The organism is Paenibacillus aestuarii, assembly GCF_027789125.1.
GTDB classification, from domain to species: Bacteria; Bacillota; Bacilli; order Paenibacillales; family NBRC-103111; genus Paenibacillus_E; species Paenibacillus_E aestuarii.
This window is the reverse complement of sequence record NZ_JAQFVF010000018.1, coordinates 206,955-219,526: the sequence shown is the minus strand read 5'-3', so window position 1 is coordinate 219,526 and position 12,572 is coordinate 206,955. Positions and strand designations below refer to the sequence as shown.

14 protein-coding genes are annotated in these 12,572 nt (G+C 47.7%); 4 read left to right on the top strand and 10 right to left on the bottom strand.

What is annotated here, in order from left to right; genetic code table 11:
* Window positions 1-16: 16 nt before the first annotated feature.
* The 7 genes from O9139_RS04865 to O9139_RS04830 form a co-directional block, all read right to left on the bottom strand.
* Window positions 17-1,315, bottom strand: a complete 1,299-nt coding sequence (locus O9139_RS04865) for an MFS transporter (protein ID WP_270878320.1) — start codon at window positions 1,313-1,315, stop codon at window positions 17-19.
* Complete coding sequence (locus tag O9139_RS04860) at window positions 1,305-1,985, bottom strand: ArsR/SmtB family transcription factor (protein ID WP_270878319.1); 681 nt, start codon at window positions 1,983-1,985, stop codon at window positions 1,305-1,307. The genes O9139_RS04865 and O9139_RS04860 overlap by 11 nt, the downstream gene beginning before the upstream one ends.
* Window positions 1,986-2,121: 136 nt before the next feature.
* The gene (locus O9139_RS33165) at window positions 2,122-3,003 is read right to left on the bottom strand and encodes an SRPBCC family protein (protein ID WP_333742448.1); all 882 of its coding nucleotides are present in this window, start codon (window positions 3,001-3,003) and stop codon (window positions 2,122-2,124) included.
* Window positions 3,004-3,023: 20 nt separating this feature from the next.
* On the bottom strand, window positions 3,024-3,500 hold the full coding sequence (locus O9139_RS04845; RefSeq protein ID WP_270878318.1) for a MerR family transcriptional regulator: 477 nt from the start codon (window positions 3,498-3,500) through the stop codon (window positions 3,024-3,026).
* 155 nt (window positions 3,501-3,655) lie between these two features.
* A complete protein-coding gene (locus tag O9139_RS04840; RefSeq protein ID WP_270878317.1) occupies window positions 3,656-4,084 on the bottom strand; it encodes a universal stress protein in 429 nt (142 codons plus the stop codon).
* A 102-nt stretch (window positions 4,085-4,186) separates the two neighbouring features.
* Window positions 4,187-5,119, bottom strand: a complete 933-nt coding sequence (locus O9139_RS04835; RefSeq protein WP_270878316.1) for a D-2-hydroxyacid dehydrogenase — start codon at window positions 5,117-5,119, stop codon at window positions 4,187-4,189.
* A gap of 282 nt (window positions 5,120-5,401) precedes the next feature.
* Window positions 5,402-6,283 (bottom strand): LysR family transcriptional regulator, encoded by an 882-nt coding sequence (locus tag O9139_RS04830; protein WP_270878315.1) that lies wholly within the window; start codon window positions 6,281-6,283, stop codon window positions 5,402-5,404.
* Window positions 6,284-6,396: 113 nt separating this feature from the next.
* Between O9139_RS04830 and O9139_RS04825 the strand changes: the two genes are divergently transcribed.
* Window positions 6,397-7,782: an MFS transporter gene (locus tag O9139_RS04825; RefSeq protein WP_270878314.1), complete on the top strand. Its 1,386-nt coding sequence runs from the start codon at window positions 6,397-6,399 to the stop codon at window positions 7,780-7,782.
* Between the two features lie 61 nt (window positions 7,783-7,843).
* On the opposite strand, the gene O9139_RS04820 is transcribed toward O9139_RS04825, so the two are convergent.
* Together O9139_RS04820 and O9139_RS04815 are read right to left on the bottom strand one after the other, a co-directional pair.
* Window positions 7,844-9,088, bottom strand: coding sequence for a PASTA domain-containing protein (locus O9139_RS04820; protein WP_270878313.1), 1,245 nt, complete (start codon window positions 9,086-9,088; stop codon window positions 7,844-7,846).
* A 152-nt stretch (window positions 9,089-9,240) separates the two neighbouring features.
* On the bottom strand, window positions 9,241-10,449 hold the full coding sequence (locus O9139_RS04815) for a macrolide family glycosyltransferase (protein ID WP_270878312.1): 1,209 nt from the start codon (window positions 10,447-10,449) through the stop codon (window positions 9,241-9,243).
* 199 nt (window positions 10,450-10,648) lie between these two features.
* Here O9139_RS04815 and O9139_RS04810 point away from each other — a divergent pair, with 199 nt between their 5' ends.
* From O9139_RS04810 to O9139_RS04800, 3 genes are read left to right on the top strand one after another with little or no spacing between them, the layout of a single operon-like run.
* Window positions 10,649-11,095, top strand: coding sequence for a hypothetical protein (locus tag O9139_RS04810; RefSeq protein ID WP_270878311.1), 447 nt, complete (start codon window positions 10,649-10,651; stop codon window positions 11,093-11,095).
* A gap of 1 nt (window position 11,096) precedes the next feature.
* Complete coding sequence (locus O9139_RS04805) at window positions 11,097-11,330, top strand: helix-turn-helix transcriptional regulator (protein ID WP_270878310.1); 234 nt, start codon at window positions 11,097-11,099, stop codon at window positions 11,328-11,330.
* Window positions 11,327-12,013 (top strand): DUF4386 domain-containing protein, encoded by a 687-nt coding sequence (locus O9139_RS04800; protein WP_270878309.1) that lies wholly within the window; start codon window positions 11,327-11,329, stop codon window positions 12,011-12,013. The genes O9139_RS04805 and O9139_RS04800 overlap by 4 nt, the downstream gene beginning before the upstream one ends.
* Here O9139_RS04800 and O9139_RS04795 read toward each other — a convergent pair.
* Window positions 11,994-12,533, bottom strand: a complete 540-nt coding sequence (locus O9139_RS04795) for an AAA family ATPase (RefSeq protein ID WP_270878308.1) — start codon at window positions 12,531-12,533, stop codon at window positions 11,994-11,996. The genes O9139_RS04800 and O9139_RS04795 overlap by 20 nt on opposite strands.
* Between the last annotated feature and the right edge of the window lie 39 nt (window positions 12,534-12,572).

Sequence of the window (12,572 nt, the reverse complement as noted above, 5' to 3'; positions counted from 1 at the left end):
CTTTATGCTCCCTTGTCTAAGCTGAGTTGTTGACGCCCAATCCTGCCACCTGGCGTTTTCGGCGTGACCAGATGACAACAGGAATGAGCAATAGTGCGAGCCCGCCACCTGAAAGCGATAGGAACGCATAACTGGAATGAGAGACAACCATGCCGGATAGCGCGCCTCCTGAAGCACCTGCGAGGGCGATTAACACATCGATGGTGCCTTGCGTTTTGGCGCGGGTGGCCGGATCTGTGGCATCGACGATCAGCGTAGTTCCACTGATCAAACCTAAGTTCCACCCGATTCCCAATAGACCAAGTGCCAAAACAAGTACCGCCATGGAATCAGCTGGTGCTAATGCTGCGACGAGACCCGCAGCTAACAGCACACCCCCCGAAGCGATCGACATCGTTGCACGACCGATCTTATCTACAAGCATGCCCGTAATGAGTGAAGGGAAATACATACAGCCGATATGGATGCCGATAACTAATCCGACTTCACTCAAGCTATGTCCATGATGCTTCATGTGTATAGGGGTCATCGTCATAATGGCGACCATCACAATTTGCGTCAAAATCATGACAGTCGAGCCAACGACCAGGCCTCTGTTGTCCATTCTATATGTAACTGGTTGACCAGCTTCAGACTGTCTCTGCTCGGCTTGGGCTTGAACGATTCCCTTTGCTACAAAGAAAGGGTCCGGCCGAAGGAAAACAAAGAGTACAACTCCCGCTAAAATAAAAGCTGCCGCCCCCAAAATAAATGGACCGGCAAGCGCCGGGACTCCGATTGATGTTGCCAACTGCCCCATAGGACTAACCAGGTTCGGGCCGGCAACAGCGCCAAATGTCGTCGAAACCATGGCCGTGCTAATCGCTTTGGCTCGTTGGTTCGGCTGGGCTAAGTCTGTGCCCGCATATCGGGCTTGCAAGTTTGTTGCCGTGCCTGCCCCGTATAGAAGCAGTGAAGCGAACAATAGAATGACATTGTTCATAATGGCGGCAAAAATGATGCCGATGGCCCCAATGCCCCCAACCATAAATCCGGCAGAAAGTCCGAGCCGGCGACCATAACGATGTGAGAAGCGTCCAATCTGCCAGGCAGCCAACGCAGAACCAAAAGTTAACAATGCTGCGGGAACGCCTGCAAAGCTTTCGTTGCCCAACATCTCCTGGGCAAGCAGCGCGCCAACGGTCACGCCAGCCGCAAGCCCTGCGCCGCCAAATAACTGGGAAATGACAACAATCAATAAAGAGCGCTTAAATAATTGCTGCTGCTTAACAGGGGAATCGACATAGCCCTGTATTTGATTAGGCTCAGGCTTCATCGCGTAGAACCACCTCTCTCCTTGTATGCTCCGCATAGTGCTTCCATTCATGCACACCCTCCACTAATCGGGAGGCTTTGATGCCTTTGCTTTGCATAATTTCAACCGCTTGGGCAGACATGAAACAATAAGGGCCTCGGCAATAAGCGACAACTTCCACATTCATGGGTAAAGTGGCGAGATACTTCTCCAATTCATCGATTGGAACCGAGATCGCACCTGGAATATGGCCAACCTCATATTCATCCTGCGGTCGCACATCCAGTAACATAACATCTCCTCGATCCATCCGGCTCATGAGCTCTTCAAGCGATATGGGCTCCATACTTTTATGATACTGCAAAATTTCTGTCTTTAGCCGTTGAATTTCCAATAATTGCTTTTCACTAAGGCGATGTAAAGACACCATGAAATCAGCAACGGATCGTTCGGCGATTTCATATATGACATAATTACCTTTCTTATGAAACCGAACCAATTTGGATTCAAGCAGCGTCTGCAAATGCTGCGACACATTGGCAAGACTCATCCCGGTCATATTGGCGAGTTGTTCAACAGATTTAGGCCCTTGGGCCAAGATATCGATCAGTTCTAACCGTTTGGGACTGGATAAGCATTTACCGATACGGGCAAATTCCTGATAGATCTGATCTCTCCATTTTCGCTCCATATTCACCACGCAACACCTCAACTATTCAATTGTTTTATTGAATAGTTTGATGTTAAATTCATAACACGCTCGTGTCAAGGATTCAACCATATAAAAACTCTCTGTGCTAGACTATAGCAAGAGAGTTCGTCCGAACTTATGGATGAGAAATCTTCTTTAAGAGCGCGCCCATCCTATCCAAATTTTGTTCATTCGCTTCTTCAGCGATCGGTTTGAGCTTACGGTAATCCTCTTCGGTTTCGAATTTCTGCCGGAACGTGATCTCCGTCCCATTGCCACCGTCCGCCTCCTCGAAGGTCGCCGTCAGGATAAAATGCGGCCTGGACTCATGCCTTAACACGATGCGTTCGGGCTCAACTTCATGAAAGATGCTGCGGTTCGGATAATCGGCGCCGTTCGGGCCATGCAGCGTGAATTCCCAGACGCCTCCTGGTCGCAAATCAAAGGTGTGGATCGTGCTCGTGAAGCCGTGAGGTCCCCACCACTGTGCGAGGAGCTCTGGCTCCGTCCATGCGCGATACACCATATTGCGTGGGGCATCCAGCTTTCGGCGAGATACGAGTTCGAAGTTGACGTCATCGCTTTCCCCGAGTGTCTTGCCGAGCAAGTCCAGCATTTCCCTTGTTCCATGCTCCCGTATTTCCGCCGTATCATGGCCGTCGAAGAATGTACCTTGTTCGGTAAATATTAGTTTGGTGCCCTCGCTGACCGGTTGTATTTCAATCGTCGCGATGGAAACCGAGATCCGGATATCATCTTGGTCCAGCGAGTACGTATAGACGATCCGCTCATTGGGGACGATTTCCTGGTAATAAGCCGCAAATGTAAACACCGGTCCTCCTGGAGGGCCGCCTCGGCTTACTTCTCGCCCGCCAACGCGAAAATCGAAGTCATCGGCTGGGGAAAACCAACGCGCTTTGGCGTTCCGGTCAGCCCATGCCGCATATACCCGCTCCTGCGAGGTACGGTAGACACGCTCAATTTGGAATGTGGATTGCGTCGTGAATCTTTGATTCATTGTAGAATCCTCCTTTGAAATCATTCGTTTTCATTTATCAAATCGCCAAGCAAATCAAATCTGCGCTCCCACTTCATCCGATGTTCAATGATGTACTTCTCATGGCTCAGCTTCATCGTTCCCAGAAGTGATATAAATGCATCAACGGAAGGGGAGCCCTGCTGCTTCATTCGTTCATTTAATCGCTCGAGTTCGGCTAGAAGCTTCTGTTGGGTCTTAATCGTTTGACGGGTGCGTTCCATCTGAATCGCGACGATTTGGGTAGGGCTGTATGTATGCCCCTTCAACACCGCCTGAATTTCTTCAAGCGATAAGCCCAAATCTTTCAGTGACATAATTTGTTGCAGCCGCCGAATATCCGTTTCGTTATACAGCCTATGCCCGGTTGCGGAATATCCCGACGGAGAAAATAAGCCAATCTCATCGTAAAAGCGCAATGTACGGACGGTAAGTCCGGTCAACTTGGCAAGGTCTCCCACTTTCCAACTTTGTTGCATAATCCTCTCCTTTCTTCGGCGCTAGCATGGACCGGTAACTTTAGTATAAAACGTAACGTAACGTAAGGTGCAAGAACAAATTTTAACTGCACGATTATAAACCATAAATACCGCATATAAAGCAAAATCCGCTGGTGCGCGACCAGCGGACTTCACTATTTAACGACTAATACCGGAATCTTCGCATGCTGGACAATGCTATGACTGACACTGCCAAGAATGAATTCTCCGAGGCTGTTCAGTCCTCTGCTGCCGACAACGATAAGATCCGCATGGCTTTCGCTCGCATAAGCGAGAATTTCTTTAGCTGCAGATGCGCCTTCCCGAACTTCGATATGTACGTTGGAATCATCCATTATTTTTCCCTTGAGCTTGTCGGTTACTTGCTTGGAATAATCCGTATTTTCGATAGAAATAGACGGAACAACAACCCCGTCCCCTAGCATGTATTTGGGGAAATTGAACACGTGTAAAATTTCTAACCTCGAATCTTGATCCAGCTTGGTTAATTTCATCGCGGTATCCAGCGCTTTATCCGCAGTTTCCGATCCATCATATGCGACAACGATTTTCGAGTACAGCATAGAATCACCTCATTCTAATATATGCAAATAGTATATCCCGTTTACAAAAGAAAAGATGTGAGTTAAATCACTGCAATCATCCTGCTATCATGCTTGTGCATGCTAATATCCGCGGCTAACGTCCACCGCATAGCTAACCCGTTGTTGTCCCTGATCGATTTCTTCCAGCACAGCCAGGTATCCGTTCACCGCTTCATCCAGCCCGGTAACTGCAGAAATATGCGGGGTCACGACGACACCTGAATGCGTCCACAATGGTGATTGCGCAGGCAAAGGTTCCTCGCGAAACACATCCAGAACCGCTCTTCGCACCTGGCCTTGATCGATGGCTTGAAGCAATGCAGCGTCATCGACCGATGCGCCCCGGCCCACATTTATAAAGCCTGCACCGTTCATGCCGGCAAACAGGTTCATCCCAAAATATCGATCCGTTTCCGCCGTTAATGGCAGCGTATTGATCACCCAGTCAGCCTGTCCTAAACACGAGTGCACTTCGCTCATCGGAAAAACCTTATGAAAATAACCGTTAGACGCGCCACTGCGCGATATTCCGTAAACCGTTACACCGAATGCGCCGAGCATCCTCGCTACTTCCTGACCAATCGTTCCCGTACCAAAAATAACGACGTTCAGTTCCTGCAGCAGCTTCCGCTGCGAAGGCAGCCATTGCCTCTCTATTTGATGCTGTTGCAATTCATCATGCCGCTGCAAATCGGCAAGAATGTAACTTAAGCTATATTCCCCTATTTTCCGCCCGAAACTGCCAACCGTTCTCGTTAACATAACATCCTTGTTCCATGCTCGCTTATATAAAAATGAATCGACGCCGGCGCCAAGCGCATGAACCCACTTTAAGCTGCCAAAATGAAACGATGCCGTCGGTTTAAACGCCACATACGCATCAGCCCAATCGAAGTGCTTCGGGTCTACCTGTGCCTCGGGAAGAAACAAATATTCCCGCTTAGGGTCTAGCTCAGCAAGTTTTTCTAGTTCTTGATACATTCGTCCGGTGACGATAATATTGTTAATCTCCATATGAACGTTCCCCCAACATCCGCATAACTCCGCGATAGTAAGCTATTTTACCACGGTTCCAAGGGATTTGCCAGATGATCCATAGAGAGAGCGCGACCTCTTCTGATGCGTGTTCGATAGCTGCTCCCTCTGTGTGTTCGGTTAGAACGTATTGTAAATATTCTCGCATTCTTGCCCGGTTGGCTCATAAAAACAGCTTTCACGACACCCATCGACTCACCTCTTTTGATCGTTCTAGACCCATCATATTGTAGGCGAAACAGAAGTGTACCTTTCCGAAGCTCATTGTTCGGATATGTCCCGAAAATATTCGATAACGACCTCTCGAAACATTTGCGCTGCCTGCGAAATATACCGGCTCTTGTGCCATAACAAAGCGATTTCCCGGACCAGCTCGTGATCACTAACTGGGATATATCGAATATGCTCCCGCGAAATCTTCGCCGTACTCGGTATAAAAGCGATGCCGATCTCGGCTTCCACAAGCGAGCTAAGCCTTGCAGGTTCATCCCCTTCATACACATACTTGGGTACAAATCCGGCGGATTGGCATACCGCATCCACAAAATCGCGAGTTCCGTAGCCCCGCTTCACCCCGACAAACCATTCCTCTTTGAGTTCGAGCAAAGAGATGCTTGTCCGGTCGGCCAGGCGATGTCCCTTTGGTACGGCGACAAGGATCCGATCGATATGGACGATTAGCGATTCAACATCGTCTCCCTCGATCCGCGGTGAAGATAAACAAAAATCGACCTCACCTCGGTGCAGCAAATTAACCATTTCCTCCGTGGTCAGCATTTGGACATGAAATTGGACGTTAGGCATTTGTTTCCGAAACTCGCGAAGAATATTCGGCAGCGTGCTTGCCGTATTCACGGCCAATTCGAGCGTGCTCTGTTCCTGCCTGGATAGATCCCTTATCTCCTGCTTCCCTTGCTCTAATTCCAATAGCGCCCTTTCCGCTCGGCGAAGGAAGCGGACACCGAACTCATTTAATCGCAAGTTCCTGCCTGTTCGATTGAACAGAGGTACACCGAGATCCTCCTCCAAACGTTGAATCGTTTTGCTCAGCGACGACTGCGTAACGTGCAAACTGCGCGCAGCTTCGGTCATATGTTCCAATCGCGCAACTGTGATAAAATATTCCAATTGAAGAAGTTCCACTTCCGGCCTCCATTCATTCCTTTCAGTCAATGAAATCATAACATGAAATGCGTTGGAGTAAATAGCTGCGATGAAGTACGATATCCTTACTACACACTTAGGGGGAACCTTTTATGAATGCCCGCAGCTGGTGGCTGATGATTTCTGTTGGATTAGGGATACTCCTGAATCCATTAAATTCTTCGATGGTTTCTGTTGCGATTCCACGGTTGCAACACGCCTTCCAACTCGATTATACCGCGGTTTCCTGGATTATCTTTTCATTTTACATTGCAAGTGCGATAGCCCAACCGGTTATGGGCAAAGCGAGCGATTTATTCGGCCGCAAAAAAATCTTTCTCGCCGGGCTTATCGTTTCGTTCGTAGCCTCATTGCTAGCGCCATTATCGGCAAACTTCGGGATGCTTATCGTGTTTCGGATTGTTCAATCCATTGGTACTAGTATGATGGTTGCCGTAGGAATGGCCATTGTACGCATCCATATTACAGAGAAGCAAGCGACGGCGATCTCTATCTTGTCCATTTTCCTATCCGGTGCCGCTGCGATCGGTCCCTTTATTGGTGGCGTCTTGACAGACTGGTGGGATTGGCATGCGATCTTCTTGGTCAATATTCCTTTTGTGGTGGCGAGCTTTGTCATGGCATGGAGGATGATTCCGGGCGATACACCACCAACTCCCGCTGCCAGCAACTTGTCCGTTCGCAAATGGCTGCAAATGATTGATGCCTCTGGGATCCTGCTTTTCACAGCGGGTTTGATAGCGCTGCTTTTCGGATTACTATCGATAAAATCCTCCAGTCATGCCTCCGTGTTCAATATCATTATCGTGCTGATTGGCCTCGCGCTGCTTGCAGCTTTTGTTCGCCATGAATTAACAACGCCGTCACCTTTTATTCCGCTTCGCACATTTGCCAAATACCCAGCCATGACTAGGGTCAATGTGGAATTTATGCTCGTTAATGTTATTTTTTATTCCCTCTTTTTCGGGCTGCCTTCCTACTTGCAGATGGTACGCCATATTAGTGAAATCCACACGGGACTCTATATGTTAAGTTTAGGTTTATGCTCGCTCTTAGCAGCCCCGTTAGCCGGCCGTTGGATCGATAAATCAGGGCCGCGTCCGGCATTGATCGTCTCCGCCTTGCTCATGACCTTGGGGTCCATATGGCTCGTCACGTTAAATCAAACTTCACCAATTATCAGCATCAGTCTGGCTTTAGCGGCGTTCGGCATCGCAAACGGATTGAATAATGTCGCCCTACAAGCAGCGTTGTTCAATAGTTCACCGAAAAATATGATCGGGGTTGCATCCGGCCTATTCAGTACGTCCCGATATTTCGGAACCATTCTCTCCTCATTGATCATAGGCGTCGTTATGGGAGGTCAATTCAGCTTCGAAGGATTTCGCGTGCTTGGCATGATCCTCACGCTCATTGCTGTATCATTGGTATTCATGAGCAGACACCGCCGAGAGGCGGGTCAATTGCAAGAAACATAAGAACAAAGCAAAAGCGCCTCGCTACACCAGAAGCCTCTGGTTGTAGGGGCGCTTATTCATTTTACTTCCCTTTGCTCACCCAAAACGTAATGCGGTCGCCATGGTTGACGGCCGTTCCCGGCGTGAGATCTTGCTTGAAAACCATTCCATTCGCCGCTTCATTAGATTCCAGGAAAAACTGATACCGCAGTCCCGAGGCCATGGCCATCTTCACGGCTTCTTCCTTCGTATGCGCGACTAAATCCGGGACGACCCCAGCCTTTGGCTGTACCTCGTCCGCCGGTGCAGCCATCGCCTCGGTCGGCGCAGCCGTCGGTGCCGTTGTTGGATCGGGCGTGGCGGATGCCGGTGCCGATGCCGTGGGCTTGGGCGGATCGTTGCTAGGCTGCGCTGCTGTATGTACGGGTGACGGCGTTGGTTGCGGCCTAGCGGTGCTCATTTGGCTCGGGTTAGCACGCGTGGATAGCCAGACCATCAGCACGATGATGCTCAAACAGGAGGCTGCGATAAGGAGATGATTTTTGCGCAGCTGGAACGATTTGAGCCCACTTGGCCCCGTCACCACAGGTGCATGATAGGCTGTGAGTTTCCGCTGTTGAGGCGCGGTTCCGCTTGCGGCCCTAATGCCAAGCAGCACTTCCATCTCCTGCTGAAATTCAGCCAAGGAGCTTTTACCTTCGTACCCTCTGCAGGCCCATGCAACGGTACGGTCCCGGGTTTCATCCGGCATATCCGCAAACATGCGCTTTATCTCGAAAGCGTAAGCATCCGTAGATGATGTAGGAATATCCGTCTTCGCACTCAACTGATAGAGCAGCAGCGCCAGACCCGGCACTCCCCGCCGGCCGATCTTCCCTTCGCTCCAATAATTGATAACCCGCAGCCGACCGTTATCTTCCATCCACAAATTTTCCACGTCAACCGCGCATTCAGGCAACCGCAGGACACGCGATTCGCGAATGGCTTTGGTAAGCTCATAGACGCAGGCAAGCGCGTTGCGTCCTGATATTTCCTGTGCAGCCAGCTGATCAATGAGGGGACCTCCCGTTATTGCTTGAAGAACAGCAAATAACATGCCATCTTGCGAGCCCGCGTCCAAAATGTGCATGAAGTGATCGCTCGACATCTGAGACGCCTTGCTCAGCCAACGTAACGCTTCCTGATGCACAACGGCCTCAGCCTCGTGGAACGTATATAGAACAACTTCGCGTTGGAAAGTCTGATCGATTGCTCTTCCCCATTGCCCGTTCCACATCGGTTTCATCGCCGCTTGATCATAGGTGTAACGGTTTTTGATGATAGCCATATACGTACTCCCCCTTATACGTATAGTCTATTCGCTAATTACCCACCTTTTATGTCACTTATGGGTGGATTTTCCATGACAATTGTTGGGCTCCGCGGTCATGGGTTCGGGAGAACGACAGGCATCTTCTGCGTTTACGTTGTTTTACGACGCTAACGCGAGTGGAAACTTCGATTTTTAAATTCAAAAATCTCGTCGACAGCTTTCCGATACCCGCCCGATTGCCCGAAGGATTCGCTCATTTGCTCAACAACTTGCTTAAATGAGGAATGGCTTAACACATCATCCACGGCATTGCGCAGTTGCTCGGCAGTTAAGTTCTGCATCTGTAAGGCAATGCCTGCTTCAAGATCGGCGACCCGCTTCGCAATGATCGGCTGATCTGCGCTTTGCGGGATCACGATGAGCGGTACTCCGTAATAGAGCCCTTCATTCGTACTATTCATTCCCCCATGAGTAACAAACAAACGAGCGTGCTGGAGCACCTCCATTTGCGGAACATAAGGCATCACCACAAAATTAGCAGGAACTTCCCCAAGATCAGCAAGTTGAACCTTATTCCCAATCGACATCACAATCGTATGCTCAGTAGTTCCCAATGCTTCAAAACAGAGCTTATAAAACTCCATGGCCTGGTTAAAGACAGTACCCAGTGAAATATAAATGACGTCTTTCCCCTTAATGGCAGTCAAGTCGAAGTCTTCCGGTACAGATCGTGAAACGATGGATGGACCTACAAATTTATAAGATGGATCAAATGCGTCTCCAACCGGCTGAAACTCCTTTGTTGTATAGACAATCGTCAGCGGCGCTGGGTTACAAAACACTTCGTAAGGCGAAGCGATATCGACTTCATATTTTTCCTTCAACATCACCGTCAAGCTATGGAACTTATCGTGTATAGGTGTAACGATTTCTGCAGGGATGCTCGCGGACAACTGTTTTAATAGGTTACCAAAAGAGGCTTCACGCTGGGCAAAAGAAGTGCAAGAATTGATCGCAGGAAGCTTAAGCATTTGAGCCAGCATACGTCCACAACCAAACATGGAATCATGGATGATGTAATCAAAATGCTCATCTTGGATCTGCTCAAGGACACTTGGAATCACGATATCTGCCGTATATAAAAGACCGTTCACTCTTTCAAGCAAATAATTTCTTCCGCCAGCGAGAAAAGCTTGAATAAATTTTTGACCGTCAATTGTTCGTACCGTAGCCCCTGTCTTCTCGATCCGTTCCCGGTAAGCTTCTATACAAAAGTATACGACCTCTTCGCCACGCGAGACCAGCTCTTGCACAACCCCGAGTGTTGGATTGACATGTCCCTCCGATCCAGGATTAATAAATAAAACACGCGCCATAATTGCCTCTCCTTTCACATTTCAAATGTAATTACCCTATTTTACCGCCATTTTACCACAACTCCAAGTTTGAATGCCTTTAACCTCCACCACGGACGATATATACGTATAAAAAACTTTACATCAAGAATGGTTTATATTACATTATGTATAACAAACATTTCATGAAGTAAATATTATTAGACAGGAGAGCGTAGCCATGACCTATCAAGAAAAGAAAAGCATCGTATCCTTGATCAGTGCTGTACTCATTTTCGTCTCTTATTGCTTGTATAAGTACCCGCAGTATCCCGAAGATGGACTTGAGTCGACCGTCACTTTTCACTTTTGGGGCTCATTCGTCCTTATCTTGGCGTTATTTTCCATTGTTGCGCACATCTTGATTAGCATTATTTTCAACATCATTTTTCGGATCACGACCGGAGAAAAGGAACCTGCCTTCGAAGATGAGATGGATAAACTCATTGGTTTGAAAGCTGCAAGAAATTCCTTCGCCCTCTTTATCCTCGGGTTCATTTTGTCTATGGGATCACTCGTCATCGACCTGCCTTCCAATGTCATGTTCATCACCCTGATCGCCTCGGGATTCATTGCAGATGTCACCGGCTCGGTTACGAAACTATATCACTATCGGAAAGGAGTCTAAAATGGCAAATAAACTTGTCGGCAATCACATCCGAAAATTACGATTTAACCATGACGAAATGACCCAGCAGCAGTTGGCTGACAAGGTTGGTGTAACAAGACAAACCATCGTGTCTCTGGAAAAGGGAAATTATTCCCCGTCTCTGGAATTAGCATTTCGCATTTCTCGCGTCTTTCAATTGCCTTTGGAGGAAGTTTTCTTTTATGAGGATGAAAAAGAGGGTGATCAAACATGATTTCAAACCAAAAAGCGTCTAACATTGTGGGAATTCTGTTTATCCTTGCTGCCGTATCGGCGGTACTTGGTCTAATTTTTTACAAACCTATTCTAAACGATCCCGATTACTTGATTCATGGCGCCGAACATGCCAATCAGGTGGTAATTGGTGCGCTGATGGAGCTGATCCTTGTCGTTTCAGCTGTGGGGACCGCAACAACCATGTTTCCATTTTTAAGAAAAGTAAATGAAACAATCGCGCTTTGGCATATTTGCTTCAGATTTCTGGAAGCCGTAATTATTACAATCGGAATCATTAGCGTATTGTCTTTATTGACATTAAGCCGAGCATTTATAGCATCCGGAGCATCGGATATGATCTCATTTCAAGTTTCTGGCACTGTGCTGAAAGCAATCCATGACTGGACATTTTTGCTCGGCCCTAATTTCATGTTAGGCATCAATACGATGATGTACAGTTATCTCTTTTATCGATCAAGACTAGTGCCCAGGTTTATTCCGATCTTGGGTATGACAGGGGCGGTCCTTGTTTTTGTTTGCGCTCTGCTCGTTATGTTCGGTGTCATTGAGCAAGTTTCTACTTGGGGCGGTATTTTAGCGCTGCCAGTCGCAGTTAATGAAATGACCCTCGCCATTTGGCTGATCGTGAAAGGATTTAATGTCAATTTTCAAAAGAGTTAAGGAAACATGTCAGGTCATAGGAATTTCTGATGGTTACCGACTTCCTGTCATATTGGCGCAATAAATCTTGAACCTTTGGTTTAATTTGATGTTCAAAACCATGATTCCACACAAACATATTCTTGAAAATATCAAATGTCGGTTTGTAATTGGATTTTTCAAGCTTCAGCAGCTGTAACATATACCTTCTTACAATTCGATATTTACGGATGGAAACGTTTGTATCCAAAAAAATAATGCAATCAGCCAGATGAAAACTAGGGAACACCCATTCACTAAAATGACTGCCTTCAATAATCCAAGCATTCGTCTGCATCATATGATTAAAAAGCTGATTTCTTTCCTCATCCGCTCTCCGAATATCTTTTGGCACGTGTCTTTTCCAAACGACGTTATCAAGCTCGTAGTAAGGAATGCGCAGTTTAGCTGACAGTTTTCTGGCTAACGTTGTTTTACCGCTCCCGACGGAACCGATAATACGTATTTTGCACGGGATGTGCTCGGACAATGTCGCTTCCACCTTTCACGCCGCAGCAGTTTTACTTCATGTATTCTTTTC